Here is a 15,765-nt window from a genome sequence, read left to right as displayed (position 1 = left end):
TTAACTGGCAGTTCAGGGAACCCGGTTCAGCCACTCCTCGGTGCCGAACTTGGCGGCCACGCGCTCCTTGGCGATGGCCAGTTCGGCTTCCGACACGCTGGACTCCACGGCCCCGTAGCGCTCCACAAAGACCTCCTGCATGGCCGCGATGATCTCGGTCCGCGCCAGGCCGGTATGGCGGCGCAGCGGGTCCACGCGCTTTTTGGCGCTGCGGGTGCCCTTATCCGAGAGCTTTTCCTTGCCGATGCGCAGGACGTCAACCATCTTGTCGGCGTCGATGTCGTAGCTCATGGTCACGTGGTGGAGCATGCCGCCGTTAGCGAGCCTCTTCTGCGCTGCCCCGCCGATCTTGCCCTGGTCTGTGACGATATCGTTGAGCGGGACGTAGAAGGCCTTGATGCCCAGCTTCTCCAGTGCCGCCATGACCCAGGCGTCCAGGAAGGCGTAAGAATCGGCGAAGCTGATGCCGTCCACAAGCGTCTGCGGCAGGTAGAGCGAGTACGTGATGCAGTTCCCGGCCTCCATGAACATGGCGCCGCCCCCGCTGATGCGCCGGACCACGGTGATGCCGTGCCGGGACACGCCGTCGGGGTCCACCTCGTTGCGGACGGATTGGAAACTGCCGATCACCACGGATGGCTCCTCCCAATCCCAGAAGCGGAGGGTGGGGTTGCGCCGGCCCGAGCCGACTTCCTCCGTGAGGACCTCGTCGAGGGCCACATTGACATGCGTGGGCAGCACCGACGGCGGGATGATTTCCCACTGGTGGTCCGCCCAGCCGCTCGCCCGGGACAGGGCCCGTCGGACAGCCACGGCGACGGCGTCGGCAGAGAAGCCGAACAGCACGGCGTCGGCGGGAAGGGCCGCGGTGACGGCGGCGGAGATGTCGGCCGCGGCGGCGGACTCCGGAAGGCCGGTGAGCGCGCGGTTGATGTCCAGCAGGGCCTCGTCCGGTTCGAGGAAGAAGTCCCCGCTGACCGAGACTCCGGCCAGGTGCCCGTCAACGACGTCGAGGTCCACCACCACCAGCTTCCCGCCGGGGACCTTGTATTCGCCGTGGAGGCGGGTACCGTCGTCGGGCCGGAGAGGTGCGCTGGAGTCGGACGTCATGCGTTCCATCTTGCCGGAAAACACGAATGCCCGCATTGCCGGAGAATCCAGCAATGCGGGCATTCGCGAAACGCTGTGGGTGAAGTGTGTTACTTCTTGCCGAAGCCCGCGAAGCGAGCGTTGAAGCGCTCGACACGGCCTGCGGAGTCCATGATGCGCTGCTTGCCCGTGTAGAACGGGTGGGACTCCGAAGAGATTTCGACGTCGATAACCGGGTAGGTGTTGCCGTCTTCCCACTCGATGGTCTTCGAGGAAGACACGGTGGACTTGGTCAGGAACTTAACGCCGGAAGCCAGGTCGTTGAAAACAACAGCTTCGTACTTCGGGTGGATATCAGACTTCATAATGGGACCTTTGTTCACGCAACTGGATTTTGCCAGCTGCCAGGTATGAATGGGAGTGGTCCCGTCTCTGCCATTCAGAACGAATGCCAGGTGCCGGGCCAACAATCAATCATACCGGAAACGCCCCTGCCCCATGAACTTCCCGCCGGCCGGCGCGGCGAGGTTAGTCCCGCGGCCGCAGTTCCCAGAACGCCACGGCCGAGGCAGCGGCCACGTTGAGGGAATCGACGCCGGCGCGCATGGGGATCTTGACGGCGAGGTCGACGGCGGCGAGAGTCTCCGCGCTCATGCCGGCGCCTTCGGTGCCGAGCACCAGGGCGAGCCTGGGGATCTTCCGGGCGGCGAGCTCGTCGAGGTCCACGGCATCGTCCGTGAGTTCCATGGCGGCTAGCGTGAAGCCCTGCTTCTTGAGCTGCTCCAGGTCACCGGGCCAGCTTTCCAGCCGCGCCCACGGGACCTGGAAGACCGTGCCCATGCTGACGCGCACGCTGCGCCGGTACAAGGGGTCCCCGCACCGCGGCGAGACCAGCACGGCATCCACGCCGAGGGCTGCGGCGGAACGGAAGATGGCGCCGACGTTGGTGTGGTCGACGATGTCCTCCAGCACGGCGACCCGCTGCGCACCGGCCAGCAATTCTTCGAGCGGCACGGGGGCCGGGCGGTGCATGGCCGCCATGGCGCCGCGGTGCAGGTGGAAGCCGGTGATCTCCTCGAGCAGCTGGGCTTTGCCGATGTAGACCGGGACGTCCGGGAAATCCCGGAAGACGTCGTCGAGGTCTTCCAGCCACTTCTCGGCGAGGAAGAAGGACCGGGGCCGGTGTCCGGCGGCGAGGGCCCGGCGGAGCACACGGGAGGACTCGGCGATGTACATGCCTTCTTCGGGCTCACGGAGCTTGCGCAGGTGCACGTCGGTCAGCCGGGTGTAGTCGGCCACGCGCGGGTCATCGGCGGTTTCGAGGTAGTGGAACGTCACCCGGTGATTATTTCAGCAGATTGGCGATCATGAAGCCGAGGGCCACCAGGCCCAGGGCGAAGATCACCGTTCTGAGCGCCACGGGCTTGAGGCGCCGGCCCACTTTGGAACCGATCACGCCGCCGATGAGGGAGCTGACGGCGATGAGTCCCACCACGGGCCATTCAATCCGGCCGAACGCAAAAATCAGGTAAGAACTTGCAGCCACGATGTTGACGGCCAGCACCAGGATGTTCTTCACGGCATTGGCGTTCTGGATGGTCCCGGTCATGAAGACGCCCAGGATGCCGACCAGCAGGATGCCCTGGGCGGCGACGAAGTAGCCACCGTAGATTCCGGCCAGGAAGACGAGGAGCACCAGGATGGCACCGTGGCGTTTGTCCTGCAGGGCGTGCTCCGGGTTTTCGGCGCGGTCACGGACCCACTGCTGCAGTTTTGGCTGGAAAACCACCATGAGCAGTGCGAGCACGATCAGGACAGGCGCGGCATAGTGGAATACCTTCTCCGGCAGGTGCAGCAGAAGCCACGCCCCGGTGATGCCGCCCAGGACCGAGGCAGGCAGCAGGCGCAGCAGCTGGCGGCCGCGGCCCTTGAGTTCATGCCGGTAGCCCCAGGCCCCGGAGGCGTTCCCGGCCACCAGGCCCATGGCGTTGCTGATCGAGGCGGTGACGGGCGCATAGCCCAGGGCGATCAGCACGGGGAAGGTCACCAGGGTGCCGGAGCCGACCACGCTGTTGATGGTCCCGGCCCACAGGCCGGCAAAGAAAATAATGACGCCGTTGAGGATCTCCACAGGAGGCCGGCGCCGCTCAGCGGCGGGCGGTGGCCGTGTACCGGCCGGAGTTCTCCGTTACGTCCAGGGGCAGCCCGAAGGTGGTGCTGAGGTGGTCGGTTGTGAGGACGTCGCCGATGGGGCCGGCGGCCACCACGCCGCCGTCGCGCAGGAGCATCGCGTGGGTGAAGCCCGGCGGGACTTCCTCCAGGTGGTGGGTGACCAGGACCATGGCGGGAGCGTCCTCGTCGTGGGCCAGTTCGCTGAGCCGGTGCACGAGTTCCTCGCGGCCGCCCAGGTCCAGGCCGGCTGCCGGCTCGTCGAGCAGGAGGAGTTCAGGGTCCGTCATGAGGGCGCGGGCAATCTGGACTCGCTTGCGTTCGCCTTCGGACAGGGAAGCGAAGGAGCGGTTCAGGAGCGGGCCCATCCCCCACTCGTTGAGCAGGCCGAAGGCGCGGCGTTCGTCGTCGCGTTCGTAGCCTTCGCGCCAGCGGCCGGTGACGCCGTACGCGGCGGTCACCACCACGTTGAGCACCTTTTCGTGCTCGGGAATCTGGGTGGCCAGCGCGGCAGAGGACAGGCCGATGCGGGGGCGCAACTCAAAAACGTCCACGCGGCCCAGCGTCTCGTCGAGGATGCCGGCCGTGCCGGAACTCGGGTGCAGGCGGGCCGCGGCAATCTGGAGCAGAGTGGTCTTGCCGGCTCCGTTGGGGCCGAGGATGACCCAGCGTTCGCCTTCATTGACCTGCCAGTCCACCTTGTCCAGCAGGGTCTTGGTACCTCGGACAACGCTGACGGAAGCCAATTCAAGAACATCACTCATAGGAGTAGACACTAGGACAAAAAGCAGCGTGACTGATAACCGGATCGGGCGGTGCCGGCAGGCCGCGAAACGAATTCGGGGCGGCGTGCCGCGCTCGATAGGATTGGGGGCATGACTTCGAACTTGGCTGCGGTCAGCTATGGCGTGAATTTGTCCCCTGTGGAGCTGGAACACCTGCGCAAGGTGCTCTCCGATGTGGGAGCGTCCTTCACGTCCGAGGCCCGCTCCGGCGATGAGCGCTTCGGGGTCTGCACGATCGGCCTGGCCGTGGAGGGCGGCACCGCTGCGGACCTCGCCGGGATCCGACGCCGGGTGGCGGACGCCGCGGGCGAGGGCGTGGACACCGCGATCGTTCCTACCGGCCTGCGCGAGGCCCCCCGCAAGCTCCTCATCATGGATGTCGATTCCACCCTCATCCAGCAGGAAGTCATCGAACTCCTTGCCGCCCACGCCGGCAAGCGCGAAGAAGTCGCCGCCGTCACCGAGGCCGCCATGCGCGGCGAACTGGACTTCGCCCAGAGCCTGCACGCCCGCGTGGCCGTGTTGGCCGGGCTGCCCGCCGCCGTCGTCGACTCCGTGCGCGAGGAAGTCCGCCTCAGCCTGGGCGCGGCCGAGTTGGTCGCCGCATTCAAGGCCGCGGGCCACGTGGTGGCCGTCGTCTCGGGTGGCTTCAACCAGATCCTTGGCCCGATCGCCGGTGAGCTCGGCCTGGACTACTGGATCGCCAACGAGCTGGAAATCGTCGACGGCGTCCTGACCGGCAAGGTCCTCGGCGCCGTGATCGACCGTGCCGCCAAGGAAAAGTACCTCCGCGAGTGGGCTGCCACCGAGGGCATCAGCCTGGAGCACAGCATCGCCGTCGGCGACGGCGCCAACGACCTCGACATGCTGGGAGCGGCAGGGATCGGGATCGCATTCAACGCCAAACCGGCTGTCCGTGCCGTGGCTGATGCCGCCATCAACATGCCGTACCTGGACGCCGTCCGGCATATCGCCAACGTCTAGTCCTCAAACACAAGCGGCCAGGGAGATCTTCTCCCTGGCCGCTGCTGTTTGCAGACTGTTACTCGGCGGTCTTGCCGAAGTAGTCTGCGCCGCCGACGTACTCGGTGTGGCCGGACTCGACGTCGGCGGTCACCATCTTGGCGACCTCCGCGGCGAACTCTTCCACCGAGTAGAGCTTGCCGGCCTCGGCGCGGCGGGCCTCGATAGCGCCCGGGTTGGAGCGGTCCAGGAGCGTGGCCGTGACGGTGCCTTCGATCATGTCGCCGGACACCACCACGAGCGAGATGCCCTTCTCGGCCAGGTTGGGGAGCAGCTCACGCAGCGCCACCTCGCCGGCGCGCTTGCTGCGGGCAACGGGCTCGTATTCGGGCATGGTGGGCACGGTGTCCACGAAGTGTGCCTGGTGGCTGGTGACGAAGACCACCCGGGAGCCTTCCCGCATGAGCGGGACGGCAGCGTTGAGCATGTTGATCTGGGCGTCGCGGTTCAGCTTGAGCGCGTAGTCCGCCTCCATGCCCGATTCCATGCCGCCTGATGCGTTGAGCACCAGGACGTCGAGGGAACCGAATTCCTCCATGGCGGTGCTGGCTAGGGCGTGCACGCCCTCCGCAGTGGTGAGGTCCGCGCCCACTGCTGCGGCGCGGCCGCCGGCGGCCTGGATGTCCGCCACCACCTTGTTGGCGCGGGGCGCCTTCTGGCGGTAGTTGACGACGACGGCAGCACCCTCGCCTGCGAGGATCTTGGCTACCTCAGCGCCGATTCCGCGTGAAGAACCGGTGACGATCGCGGTCTTGTTGTCCAGCAGTCCCATTCGAGCTCCTTTTGTTCAAAACATCCAAAATACTGTGGGTTCAGGAACCATCATGCCAGCGGGCATGGGGTTTCCCTTTGTCCGTGACCCACAAAAAACGCCTGGCGGCCTGGTTGGCCGCCGGTGCCGGGAAAGGCCCTAGTGGCCCATTCCCAGGCCGCCGTCGACCGGGATGACCGCGCCGGAGATGTAGGCGGCCTCGTCGCTGGCGATCCAGCGGACCACGTTGGCGACCTCGGAGGCCTCGGCGAAGCGGGCCGCCGGCACGCTGGCCAGGTAGGCCTTCTGGGTTTCCTCGGGAAGGGCCGCCGTCATGTCCGTGTTGATGAAGCCCGGCGCCACCACATTGGCTGTGATGCCGCGGCTGCCCAGTTCGCGGGTCAGGGAGCGGGCAATGCCCACCATGCCTGCCTTGGAGGCCGAGTAGTTAATCTGTCCGGGGGCGCCGTAGAGGCCGGAGACCGAGGAGATCAGGACCACGCGGCCCTTGCGCAGGCGGATCATTCCCTTGGAGGCGCGCTTGATGACGCGGAAGGCGCCGGTCAGGTTGGTGTCGATGACCGAGGCGAAATCGTCCTCGCTCATGCGCAGCAGCAGGGTGTCCTTGGTGATGCCGGCGTTGGCCACGAGGACCTGCACCGGGCCGTGTGCCTCTTCGACGATCTTGAAGGCGGCGTCCAGCGAAGCTTCGTCCGTGACGTCGGCCTGGACGCCCAGGATGCCCTCCGGGAGTTCGGATTCGCTGCGGTACGTCACCGCCACCTTGTCACCGTTGGCGAGGAAGGACTCCGCGATGGCCAGGCCGATACCGCGGTTGCCGCCGGTGATGAGGACGCTGCGGCCGGTGGATACTGCTTCAGACATGCTGTGGCTCCGGATTCTGCGGCATGCTTGTGCCGCGGTGAAAGAGGGATTTTCCTGCCTTTGATCTTAGCCGCCAGCAATGGCAACGTGCCGGTAGCCGCGTCCCGCGTGGTTTGGGTGGCCCGGCCCTTGGTGAGAGAATTGAGGGGAGCCTTTTTGGAGCGTGATGATTCAGCCGTGACACGAGAGAACAGTCCCCTGCAGCAAGTGCCCGGGGATCCGGACGCGGTCTCGAGTGACCCCGAAGTCCACAGCATCACCGACGCCGCGGCCGCCCACTCGGACGACATGCGGGACCGCATGATCAAGTACGCCGTGGCCATGGGCATCCGCATGGTGTGCATCATCCTGATCTTCGTGGTGGATGGCTGGTTCAAGATCATCGCCGTGGCGGGCGCCGTGTTCCTGCCCTGGATCGCGGTGGTCATCGCGAACGGAAGCGACAAGGCGGAGGTCCACAGCGATGCCCTGCTGGACTACGTTCCGGCGGTCGAAATTGAAGGCTCGACGACGGCGGCACCACCTGAGACCCCTCCGGTGACCGTGTTGGAGGGCGAACTCGTCGACGACGATCCCTCCGGCAGCGCGGACACGGACGGGCGGGGCACAAACCAGTCCGGCACACACCAGGACACTGACAGCGGCGAGGAACGGGCAGCTTCATGAACATCTTCAACCTTGGCGGCCTGGGACCGGGCAGCCGGGAGACCGGGCGCGCGCCCGGCACCCCTGCCGAAGCCCTGTGCTCCCGCAAGGGCTGCCGCTCCGGCGCGGACTGGCAGCTGCTGTGGAACAACCCCCGCATCCACACCCCCGAACGCCGCAAGGTTTGGCTCGCGTGCCAGGAGCACCGGGAATGGCTGGAGGACTACCTGCAGACGCGGGACCTCTGGAAGGAAACGATCCCCTTCGACGCCGTGGCCGGGACAGACGCGATCACCGGCACGGGCGGGGCCGGCTGAATGTACCGTTTTCTCTTCTCCAGCAAATGGCTGGGTTACTTCGTGCTGGCGCTCATCTTCGCCACGGCCTGTGTCTTCCTGGGCCGTTGGCAGATGGACCGCCGGGCCGAGACGCTCGCCGAAATCAACCGCGTGGTCAGCAACTATTCGGCCACTCCCGTGCCCTTCGCCGACATCAAGGAGCAGTTCGCCACCCTTGATCCGGAACGCGAATGGACCCAGGTGGAGCTCCGCGGGCACTATGACGTCGACGGACAGCGCGTTGTACGGAACCGGCCGCTCAACGGCCAGCCGGGCTACGACGTCGTGGTTCCCTTCCGCCTTGCCACCGGCGAGGCGGTGGTGATCGACCGCGGCTGGCTGCCGATCGGCAACAACACACCGGGACATCCCGACGTCGTGCCGGCACCGCCCGTGGGCGAGGTCACCGTGGTCGCCCGCCTCAAACCGTCCGAACCGAAGCTGGACCGCGGCGCCGTCGACGGCCAGCTTGCGTCGATCGACCTGCCCGGCTTCGCATCCGAACTGGACTATCCCCTGCAGACGGGCGCCTATGGCCAGCTCGCCAGCGAAAGTCCGGCCGTGCAGCCGATGCCGGTGGCGTTCCCCAAGCCGGCCACGGAAGAGGGCACGCACCTGTCCTACTCGCTGCAGTGGTTCGCCTTCGGCGTCCTGATGTTCATCGGCTTCGGCTACGCGGCACGCCAGCAGGCCCGCAACGCGGCCATCGACGCCGAAGATGACGACGAGGAAATCCTTGCTGCGGGTGGGCCACCGCGCCGCCGGACGCCGCCGGCACGTAAGGGCAAGCGGCCCACGTCCGAAGAAGAGGAAGACGCGATCCTGGATGCCCAAGGATACTGAATGATCCCCGCCCCTGTACTCAACGTGAAGGCCGCGCTCTCCCAGGCCGGCGCCGCGGACACCGTCCGGATTTTCGAGGCTGCCGTCCCGACGGCGGCAGCCGCGGCTTCCGTGCTGGGCTGCGATGTCGCGGCCATCACCAACAGCCTGGTATTCGAGCTCGACGGCGGCCCGCTGCTGATCCTCGCCAGCGGCGCCGCAAAAGTGGACACCGCACTCGTAGCCGGGCTCCTGGGCACCAGCAAGATCCGGCGTGCCTCCCCCAGATTCGTCCTGGAACACACAGGCCAGGCCGTAGGTGGCGTAGCGCCCGTAGGCCACCCGACCCCGATCCGTACCATCCTGGACACCTCGCTGGAACAGTACGACGTCCTCTGGGCAGGCGCCGGAGACCACAATTCAATGTTCTCCATCAGCTACGAAGACCTGCTCAGGATCACCGGAGCGGAACCCCTGCAGGTCCGCTGACCCGGCACCAAACCGCAAGCGCCAGCAGCCGGGTGATTTGCGTAGCGTGCGTCTAAGCGAGGCACGAGCGAGCACGCGGCAAATTACGCGGCGGATGGCGCGGACCCAGCCACCGGTAGCCCGGGACGCGGGTCCGGCGCGCGCGGACGCAGTCACCCGGGCGGGCTACGCCAGCGTAATAAGGTCCAGGTAGTCTTCGTTCCAGTGGTCCTCGACGCCGTCCGGCAGCAGCACCACGCGCTCCGGGTTCAGTGCCGAGACGGCTCCTTCGTCGTGGCTGACCATGACGACGGCGCCGCTGTAGTTCTTCAGGGCGCCCAGGATCTCGGCGCGGCTGGCCGGGTCGAGGTTGTTGGTGGGTTCGTCGAGCAGCAGCACATTGGCGCTGGAGGCCACGATCGTGGCGAGGGCCAGGCGGGTCTTTTCACCACCGGAGAGCACACCGGCGGGCTTGTCGACGTCGTCGCCGGAGAACAGGAACGAACCCAGGATGCCGCGGACTTCGGCGTCCTTCATGTCCGGGGCGGAGGAACGCATGTTCTCCAGGACCGTGCGGTCGACATCGAGCGTCTCGTGTTCCTGGGCGTAGTAGCCCACCTTGAGTCCGTGGCCCGGGATGATCTCGCCGGTGTCCGGCTTGTCGACACCGGCCAGCATGCGCAGCAGGGTGGTCTTGCCGGCACCGTTGAGACCCAGGATGACCACCTTGGAGCCGCGGTCGATGGCCAGGTCCACGTCCGTGAAGATCTCGAGCGAGCCGTAGGACTTGCTCAGGCCTTCGGCGGTCAGCGGGGTCTTGCCGCAGGGTGAGGGATCCGGGAAACGCAGGGCTGCCACGCGGTCGTTTTCACGCACGGCCTCCAGTCCGCTCAGGAGCCGCTCGGCGCGCTTGGCCATGTTCTGGGCGGCGACGGCCTTGGTGGCCTTGGCACGCATCTTGTTGGCCTGGTCGATCAGGACCTGGGCCTTCTTCTCGGCGTTGGCGCGTTCGCGCTTGCGGGCGCGCTCGTCCGTTTCACGCTGGAGCACGTAGCGCTTCCAGTCCATGTTGTAGTAGTCGATCTGGGCGCGGTTGGCGTCCAGCAGGTACACCTTGTTAACCGTGGCCTCGAGCAGCTCCGTGTCGTGGCTGATCACGATCAGCCCACCCTGGTGGTTCTTCAGGAAGTCCCGCAGCCAGGTGATGGAGTCGGCGTCGAGGTGGTTGGTGGGTTCGTCGAGGAGCAGGGTTTCGGCGTCCGAGTACAAGATGCGCGCCAGCTCCACACGGCGGCGCTGGCCACCGGAAAGGGTCTTCAGCGGCTGGTTGAGCAGCCGGTCGGGCAATGCGAGGTTGGAGGAGATCGCGGCGGCCTCAGCCTCGGCAGCGTAGCCGCCGCCAGCCAGGAATTCGGACTCGAGCCGGTCGTAGCGGTTCATGGCCTTGCGCTGGACGGCCGCGTCGCCACTGGCCATTTCCTCGTGGGCCTTCTTGAGCTTGCCGACGACGACGTCCAGGCCGCGGGCGGAGAGGATGCGGTCCCGCGCGAGCTGCTCCATGTCCGGGGTACGGGGGTCCTGGGGCAGGTAGCCGATCTCGCCGCTGCGGGTCACCTTGCCGCCGGCCGGGAGGCCTTCGCCTGCGAGGACCCGGGTGAGAGTGGTCTTGCCGGCACCGTTTCGGCCGACCAGCCCGATCTTGTCCCCTTTGTCCACCCTGAAGTTAACCTGGTCCATGAGCAGGCGTGCGCCGGCGCGGAGTTCAAGGTCCTGGACGGTAATCAATTCGGGTGATGCCTTTCAACGGGGAACGCCTACTGAACCGGTTGGCCCGGTATGTGCGGCGGATTCGGCCATGAGAACGGCCTAGTCAAGTCTACCGGCTGCCCGGCACCTGACCAGCATCGTCGTGCCGGGAGCCCCGGACGGCCGCCTCGTGGGCCTCATTTGTGCCCAGACGGCAAATACTCGGCGACTAAATTGTCGGGACCCTCCAAAATGTCCCCTCATGTTCCTCCGTATTCTCGGAATCAGGGGAGCAGTCCCGCAATTCCACACCCACATCACAGCACTTCCCGATAGGACCCGTCATGAGCCAGCCCGACACTGCAGTCGCACCGCGCACGGCCTCCCGCACCCGCTGGGGCGCCACCGACCTTGGATTAATCGCCGTCTTCGCCGCCCTCGTGGCCGGTTCCGCGCTCATCCCCGGAATCCCCGTCGGCGCCCTGGGCGTCCCGATCACCCTGCAGCTGCTCGCCGTCGTGCTGACCGGCCTGGTGCTGGGCGGCGGGCGCGGTTTCGCCGCCGTCGGGCTCTATCTTCTGCTGGGCCTGGCCGGGTTGCCCATCTTCAGCGGCGGCCGCAGCGGCCTGGGCATCCTCGCCACCCCCTCGGCCGGCTACATCATCGGGTTCCCGCTGGCCGCCGCCGCGGCGGGCTGGCTGGCCGGCGTCGTGATCCGTAGGACCGTCAAGTACCGCACGGTCTTCCTGTTCCTTGCCGCCCTGGTGGGCACCGTTGTCCTGGTCCACGGCCTGGGCGTGCTGGGCATGATGGTCAACGGCAAGCTGGACTTCACCAAGGCCTTCCTGGCGGACCTCCCCTACTACCCGGGCGACATCCTGAAATGCCTCCTGGCTGCCGTCATTGCCGTGTCGCTCCACAAGGCGTTCCCGGACGTGCTGGTCCGCCGCGTCCGGCAGGTACGTTAGGGCGCGGCAGCCCGGAGCAGGAACAATCGGTACATGAACACCATCATTTTCAGCGGGGTCGCGGTACGTGTGGCGGTCGACGGCAGCCACACGGCCAAGACCCTGCTGCAGGACGTCTCGTTTGAGCTCACAGAGCGCAGGATCGGCGTCATCGGGGCCAACGGCTCCGGCAAGTCGACCCTGCTGCGGCTCCTGAACGGACTGGCAGAGCCGAGCGAGGGGACGGTGACGGTCAACGGATCCAGCACCGTCTCCGAGGTGCGGCACGTCCGCAGCCAGGTGGGATTCGTGTTCACCGATCCCCTGTCCCAACTGGTGATGCCTACGGGCCGTGAAGACGTGGAGCTTTCCCTGCGCCGTTCGGTCAGGAATTCCCGGGAACGTGCCGCCCGTGCCGAGGCCGTGCTGGATCGTTTCGGGCTGCTGCGCTTGGCGGACCAGAGCATCTACGAGCTCTCCGGCGGCGAACGCCAGCTCCTGGCGCTGTGCGCCGTCCTCGCGGTGGATCCCAAGGTTCTGGTGCTCGACGAGCCGTCCACCCTGCTGGACCTGCGCAACCGCGAACTCCTGCGCCGTACCCTGGCCGGTTTGGAGCAGCAGATCATCATGTCCACACACGACCTCGAGCTCGCGCTGGACATGGACCGAGTCCTGGTGGTTGATGACGGCAGGATAGTGTTCGACGGCGGAGCGGCCGAGGCCGTGGACCGGTACCGCGAGCTGTGCGCCGCCGAGCTCGAAGCAGATTCTGAAGGCGTGCACAGGCCATGAGGGGCCACGGTTTCCTGATCGCCAACTATGTCCGCGGAAACTCGGTCATCCACCGGACGCCCCTCTGGCTGAAGTTCCTCCTGGTGGCCGGCTGCGGGACGGCCTCGTTCCTGATCGTCGACTGGCTCGTGTCCGCGGCGGTGCTGGCCGTGATGTGCGGTCTGTTCCTGCTCACCGGAGCCGGGGCAGGCCGTTTGTGGCGGGCGGTCTGGATGGTGGCGCCGATCCTTATTGTCATCGGCCTGTTCCAGTGGTGGCAGCTGGGCGGCCCCACGGCGGCACGGATCGTGCTCAACGTTCTCGTGTGCGTCGTTGCGGCCTCCGTGCTGACGGCCACCACCCCGGTGCAGGACTTGCTGGATGGTGTGGTGTCCCTGGCCAGACCCTTCAAACGCTTCGGCGCCGACCCCGAACGCTTTGCCCTCACCATCGCGGTGATGCTGCGCAGCATCCCGTTCATCGCCGGTGCCTTCTCCGATGTCAGGGATTCGGCGCGGGCCCGGGGCCTGGAACGCAATCCACGCGCATTGGTCCTGCCGGTCTTCATCACCACGGTGGCCTACGCCCGGCAGACCGGTGACGCTCTGGCCGCCCGCGGCCTCGGCGAAGCCGGCGACTGAGCCAGCTGAAGTAGGTCCCGCCCAACGCATCTGTTGAGGGCAGCCTCAGAGGCGCGAATACCGCAGCAGGGCCGCGGTGCCCATGCCGCCGGCGATGCTGATCATCGCCAGGGCGAGGCCCTCCGCCCCCGTGGCACTGTGCGCCGCGCGGGCCTGCGCGAGCAACCGGGTCACCAACACGGCCCCGGACGCGCCGTAACCGTGCCCAAAGGCGAGGGCTCCGCCGTCGGCGTTCGCCCGCGCGGGATCAATACCCAGCGCATCCATGCAGGCGATCGTCTGCGAGGCGAAGGCCTCATTGAACTCCACCAGGTCGAGCTGTGCCGCATCCACGCCGTGCGCCGCCAGGAGCCGATTCGCCGCCACGGCGGCACCGATACCCAGCAGCGTGGGGTCCACCCCTGCCGTGTCGCAGCCCAAAACCAGCAGCCCGTCTGCCGCACCCAGCTCCCGGGCGCGTTTGAGGGACGTGATGACGACGGCGGAGGCTGCGTCGGCGTCAAAGCAGGAGTTCCCCGCGGTGACGGTCCCGCCGGCCACGAAGGCGGCCGGGAAGCGAGCCATGAGCGCCGGTGTCAGCGAGGCCCGGGGGCCGTCGTCGGAGGCGACTGTTTTGCCGGACGTCTCCAGCGGCACGGTTTCGCCGGCGAACACTCCGGCCGCAGCAGCAGCCACGGCGCGGCCGTGGCTGCGCAGGGCGTACTCGTCCTGCCGCTGGCGGGTCACCCCAAATTCGCTGGCCACATTTTCCGCGGCAACTCCCATGTCCGGGTCCCCGAAGGAAGGCGGCACGAAACGGGCTCGCGTGTAAAACTCCAACCCGCCGTCGTCGCTGCGGTTGGCCCGGGCCGGGGCGGTGCTGATGCTTTCCACCCCGCCGGCCAGGAACACCGGATCCCCGCCGGCAGCCACTAGGCGCGCGGCCAGGGAAATCGCGTCCAGGCCCGATCCGCACTGCCGGTCCACGGTGAGACCCGGGACGCTGGCGGGCATTCCGGCCTGGAGCGCCGCGAACCTGGCCACGTTGCCGCCGCCGCCCACGGCATTGCCGATGACGACGTCGCTGACCCCGGCCGCGTCGATACCGGCGGAGTCCAGGAGCGCGGCCAGCACGGGAGCCAGCAGATCGTGGGCGCGCAGCGACTTGAGCTGCCCGTTGGCGCGGCAGATGGGGGTGCGCAGCGCCGCGATGATGACCGGCTGGCGCGATGCGGCGTCAGAACCCGGGCGTGCGCTGGCCGCCGGGCTCGCGCTAGACAAGTGGCTTGACCCGGGGGTCATGGTTCTTGATCCAGTCGAGGAAGACCTTCCGGCTGACCTTGCCATGGTCCGTCATGGGCAGTTCGGCCAGGACAAAGTACTGCAGGGGCCGCTTGTCGCGGGCCAGCAGCCCATCCAGCCCGGTCCGGAGCTGCGTAGCGCTGACCGCCCCGTAGGCGGGCAGCACCCCTGCCACCACCTTCTGTCCGCGGATGTCGTCCACCGCACCGGCGGCGACGGCCGCCGCGACCCCCGGGACCGAGGCCAGCGCGAGCTCCACCTCGTGCGGGTAGACGTTCTTGCCGGAGGTGATGATCATGTCCGAGCGGCGGCCCAGGATGTGGAGGACGCCGCTGTCCAGGTATCCCTGGTCCCCCACAGTGTACCAGCCGTCGAAGCAGCGCAGCGCCTGGCCGTCGTCGCCCCACAGGTAGCCGTTGCTGATCATTCCGCTGCGGACGCTGATGTTGCCGTGTTCGCCGTCGGCCAGTTCCGCGCCGGAGTCGTCCAGGATCTTCAGCTCGACGCCGGGGAACGGCTTCCCGATGCCGGTGCCGCCGGCGTCGAGCGGTTCCCCTGCGGCAAGCCGGGTGCCCGAGACGAAGCTGAGTTCCGAGGCGCCATAGTACTCGAAAATAGCGGCGTGCGGCGCCCAGCGTCGTGCTGCCTCGAGGGTGCGGGCATCCAGCTTGGAGCCGGCGCAGATGATGCTGTGGATGCCCGAGGCGTCCACGCCGCCAGCCAGGCCGCGTTCGCTGAGCAGGCGCAGCATGGTGGGTGCCAGCACGAGCCGGGTGATGCCGTCGTGGCTGATGGCCGCATGGGCCTCGCCGACGTCGAACGTTTCCAGCGTGTGGAACGCGGCCCCGGCGTAGAGGCACTCGGACAGGGCGTACAGGTTGAGGCTTGCCGAGAGCGGCCCCGGGGCGAGGGTCCGGTCCTGCGGCGTCAGGCCGAAGAACTCGATGGAAGCTTCGAAGGACGCCTGCCAGGAGCGGCGGGAACGGGTGAAGGCCTTCGGAACGGAGGTGGTTCCCGAGGTGAGGCCGATCAGGAACGTCGACGCCGGATCGCCGTCCGTCAACTCCCCGCCCGCCTCGCCGGCAGGCCCGCCGATGCGGTCCCGGACGTCGTCGATCATGGCCTGCGGCCACAGCGGGTCCAGCACGGCACAGCGCCGTTCGCCGGCAACCGCCGCGGTGTAGGACTCCACGAAGGACAGGGAATTGGGCTCGGCAAGGATGGTGGTGGCGGTGGTGGCGCTCAGCCGCTGCGTTGCGGCGTCGCGGAGACCGCCCCAGTTGAGCCGGCTGCTGCCCACTACGACGGCGGTGTGGTGGGGGCGCTCATCGGCCCAGAGCTGAAGTTTGTCCAGGAATGGCATTGGATTGATTTTACCGGCCGCATTCCCGTCCTGACTGCTCC

The 15,765-nt window shown here is 67.4% G+C and carries 18 protein-coding genes; 8 read left to right on the top strand and 10 right to left on the bottom strand.

Going from position 1 to position 15,765, the window contains the following annotated elements:
* Nucleotides 1-12: 12 nt before the first annotated feature.
* The 5 genes from lplAB to J1902_RS13925 form a co-directional block, all read right to left on the bottom strand.
* Entirely contained in the window at nt 13-1,110 is a 1,098-nt protein-coding gene (gene lplAB / locus J1902_RS13945) for a lipoate-protein ligase LplAB (protein ID WP_207616919.1), read from the bottom strand.
* An 89-nt stretch (nt 1,111-1,199) separates the two neighbouring features.
* Nucleotides 1,200-1,454 (bottom strand): type B 50S ribosomal protein L31, encoded by a 255-nt coding sequence (locus J1902_RS13940; RefSeq protein WP_207616918.1) that lies wholly within the window; start codon nt 1,452-1,454, stop codon nt 1,200-1,202.
* A 163-nt stretch (nt 1,455-1,617) separates the two neighbouring features.
* Complete coding sequence (locus tag J1902_RS13935; RefSeq protein WP_207616917.1) at nt 1,618-2,427, bottom strand: TrmH family RNA methyltransferase; 810 nt, start codon at nt 2,425-2,427, stop codon at nt 1,618-1,620.
* A 7-nt stretch (nt 2,428-2,434) separates the two neighbouring features.
* Nucleotides 2,435-3,220, bottom strand: coding sequence for a sulfite exporter TauE/SafE family protein (locus J1902_RS13930; protein WP_207616916.1), 786 nt, complete (start codon nt 3,218-3,220; stop codon nt 2,435-2,437).
* Between the two features lie 16 nt (nt 3,221-3,236).
* The gene (locus J1902_RS13925; RefSeq protein WP_207616915.1) at nt 3,237-4,022 is read right to left on the bottom strand and encodes an ABC transporter ATP-binding protein; all 786 of its coding nucleotides are present in this window, start codon (nt 4,020-4,022) and stop codon (nt 3,237-3,239) included.
* Nucleotides 4,023-4,133: 111 nt separating this feature from the next.
* Here J1902_RS13925 and serB point away from each other — a divergent pair, with 111 nt between their 5' ends.
* Nucleotides 4,134-5,027, top strand: a complete 894-nt coding sequence (gene serB / locus J1902_RS13920) for a phosphoserine phosphatase SerB (protein WP_207616914.1) — start codon at nt 4,134-4,136, stop codon at nt 5,025-5,027.
* Between the two features lie 58 nt (nt 5,028-5,085).
* Here the strand turns inward: serB and J1902_RS13915 are convergent, their stop codons facing one another.
* Together J1902_RS13915 and fabG are read right to left on the bottom strand one after the other, a co-directional pair.
* Nucleotides 5,086-5,838: an SDR family oxidoreductase gene (locus tag J1902_RS13915; protein WP_207616913.1), complete on the bottom strand. Its 753-nt coding sequence runs from the start codon at nt 5,836-5,838 to the stop codon at nt 5,086-5,088.
* 138 nt (nt 5,839-5,976) lie between these two features.
* A complete protein-coding gene (fabG, locus tag J1902_RS13910) occupies nt 5,977-6,702 on the bottom strand; it encodes a 3-oxoacyl-ACP reductase FabG (protein WP_207616912.1) in 726 nt (241 codons plus the stop codon).
* 156 nt (nt 6,703-6,858) lie between these two features.
* On the opposite strand from fabG, the gene J1902_RS13905 reads away from it, so the two are divergent.
* The 4 genes from J1902_RS13905 to J1902_RS13890 are packed head-to-tail and all read left to right on the top strand — an operon-like array spanning nt 6,859 to nt 8,996.
* The gene (locus tag J1902_RS13905; RefSeq protein WP_242702013.1) at nt 6,859-7,368 is read left to right on the top strand and encodes a DUF3099 domain-containing protein; all 510 of its coding nucleotides are present in this window, start codon (nt 6,859-6,861) and stop codon (nt 7,366-7,368) included.
* On the top strand, nt 7,365-7,664 hold the full coding sequence (locus J1902_RS13900) for a hypothetical protein (RefSeq protein ID WP_207616911.1): 300 nt from the start codon (nt 7,365-7,367) through the stop codon (nt 7,662-7,664). Before J1902_RS13905 ends, J1902_RS13900 begins: the two co-directional genes overlap by 4 nt.
* Nucleotides 7,665-8,528 carry an SURF1 family cytochrome oxidase biogenesis protein gene (locus J1902_RS13895; protein ID WP_207616910.1) on the top strand — a complete coding sequence of 288 codons (864 nt, stop codon included), beginning with the start codon at nt 7,665-7,667 and terminating at the stop codon, nt 8,526-8,528.
* Nucleotides 8,529-8,996: a YbaK/EbsC family protein gene (locus tag J1902_RS13890; protein WP_207616909.1), complete on the top strand. Its 468-nt coding sequence runs from the start codon at nt 8,529-8,531 to the stop codon at nt 8,994-8,996.
* Nucleotides 8,997-9,161: 165 nt separating this feature from the next.
* On the opposite strand, the gene J1902_RS13885 is transcribed toward J1902_RS13890, so the two are convergent.
* Nucleotides 9,162-10,760 carry an ABC-F family ATP-binding cassette domain-containing protein gene (locus J1902_RS13885; protein WP_207616908.1) on the bottom strand — a complete coding sequence of 533 codons (1,599 nt, stop codon included), beginning with the start codon at nt 10,758-10,760 and terminating at the stop codon, nt 9,162-9,164.
* A 305-nt stretch (nt 10,761-11,065) separates the two neighbouring features.
* Here J1902_RS13885 and J1902_RS13880 point away from each other — a divergent pair, with 305 nt between their 5' ends.
* The 3 genes from J1902_RS13880 to J1902_RS13870 are packed head-to-tail and all read left to right on the top strand — an operon-like array spanning nt 11,066 to nt 13,080.
* Entirely contained in the window at nt 11,066-11,689 is a 624-nt protein-coding gene (locus tag J1902_RS13880; protein WP_207616907.1) for a biotin transporter BioY, read from the top strand.
* Between the two features lie 33 nt (nt 11,690-11,722).
* Nucleotides 11,723-12,460, top strand: a complete 738-nt coding sequence (locus J1902_RS13875) for an energy-coupling factor ABC transporter ATP-binding protein (protein ID WP_207616906.1) — start codon at nt 11,723-11,725, stop codon at nt 12,458-12,460.
* A complete protein-coding gene (locus tag J1902_RS13870; RefSeq protein WP_207616905.1) occupies nt 12,457-13,080 on the top strand; it encodes an energy-coupling factor transporter transmembrane component T family protein in 624 nt (207 codons plus the stop codon). The genes J1902_RS13875 and J1902_RS13870 overlap by 4 nt, the downstream gene beginning before the upstream one ends.
* 45 nt (nt 13,081-13,125) lie before the next feature.
* Here the strand turns inward: J1902_RS13870 and J1902_RS13865 are convergent, their stop codons facing one another.
* Together J1902_RS13865 and J1902_RS13860 are read right to left on the bottom strand one after the other, a co-directional pair.
* Nucleotides 13,126-14,361 (bottom strand): thiolase family protein, encoded by a 1,236-nt coding sequence (locus tag J1902_RS13865; protein ID WP_242702012.1) that lies wholly within the window; start codon nt 14,359-14,361, stop codon nt 13,126-13,128.
* Entirely contained in the window at nt 14,333-15,724 is a 1,392-nt protein-coding gene (locus J1902_RS13860) for a class I adenylate-forming enzyme family protein (RefSeq protein ID WP_207616903.1), read from the bottom strand. The genes J1902_RS13865 and J1902_RS13860 overlap by 29 nt, the downstream gene beginning before the upstream one ends.
* Between the last annotated feature and the right edge of the window lie 41 nt (nt 15,725-15,765).

Source organism: Arthrobacter cavernae, from assembly GCF_017368795.1.
Lineage (GTDB): Bacteria > Actinomycetota > Actinomycetes > Actinomycetales > Micrococcaceae > Arthrobacter > Arthrobacter cavernae.
The sequence above is the reverse complement of the archived record's forward strand: the minus strand, read 5'-3'. Positions and strand labels throughout refer to the sequence as shown.

Excerpts from the sequence above, each read along its gene's own strand:
- lplAB (WP_207616919.1), bottom strand. The coding sequence starts at position 1,110 with ATGACGTCCGACTCCAGCGCACCTCTCCGGCCCGACGACGGTACCCGC.
- J1902_RS13940 (WP_207616918.1), bottom strand. The coding sequence starts at position 1,454 with ATGAAGTCTGATATCCACCCGAAGTACGAAGCTGTTGTTTTCAACGAC.
- J1902_RS13925 (WP_207616915.1), bottom strand. The coding sequence starts at position 4,022 with ATGAGTGATGTTCTTGAATTGGCTTCCGTCAGCGTTGTCCGAGGTACC.
- serB (WP_207616914.1), top strand. The coding sequence starts at position 4,134 with ATGACTTCGAACTTGGCTGCGGTCAGCTATGGCGTGAATTTGTCCCCT.
- J1902_RS13915 (WP_207616913.1), bottom strand. The coding sequence starts at position 5,838 with ATGGGACTGCTGGACAACAAGACCGCGATCGTCACCGGTTCTTCACGC.
- fabG (WP_207616912.1), bottom strand. The coding sequence starts at position 6,702 with ATGTCTGAAGCAGTATCCACCGGCCGCAGCGTCCTCATCACCGGCGGC.
- J1902_RS13900 (WP_207616911.1), top strand. The coding sequence starts at position 7,365 with ATGAACATCTTCAACCTTGGCGGCCTGGGACCGGGCAGCCGGGAGACC.
- J1902_RS13895 (WP_207616910.1), top strand. The coding sequence starts at position 7,665 with ATGTACCGTTTTCTCTTCTCCAGCAAATGGCTGGGTTACTTCGTGCTG.
- J1902_RS13890 (WP_207616909.1), top strand. The coding sequence starts at position 8,529 with ATGATCCCCGCCCCTGTACTCAACGTGAAGGCCGCGCTCTCCCAGGCC.
- J1902_RS13880 (WP_207616907.1), top strand. The coding sequence starts at position 11,066 with ATGAGCCAGCCCGACACTGCAGTCGCACCGCGCACGGCCTCCCGCACC.
- J1902_RS13875 (WP_207616906.1), top strand. The coding sequence starts at position 11,723 with ATGAACACCATCATTTTCAGCGGGGTCGCGGTACGTGTGGCGGTCGAC.
- J1902_RS13870 (WP_207616905.1), top strand. The coding sequence starts at position 12,457 with ATGAGGGGCCACGGTTTCCTGATCGCCAACTATGTCCGCGGAAACTCG.
- J1902_RS13865 (WP_242702012.1), bottom strand. The coding sequence starts at position 14,361 with ATGACCCCCGGGTCAAGCCACTTGTCTAGCGCGAGCCCGGCGGCCAGC.
- J1902_RS13860 (WP_207616903.1), bottom strand. The coding sequence starts at position 15,724 with ATGCCATTCCTGGACAAACTTCAGCTCTGGGCCGATGAGCGCCCCCAC.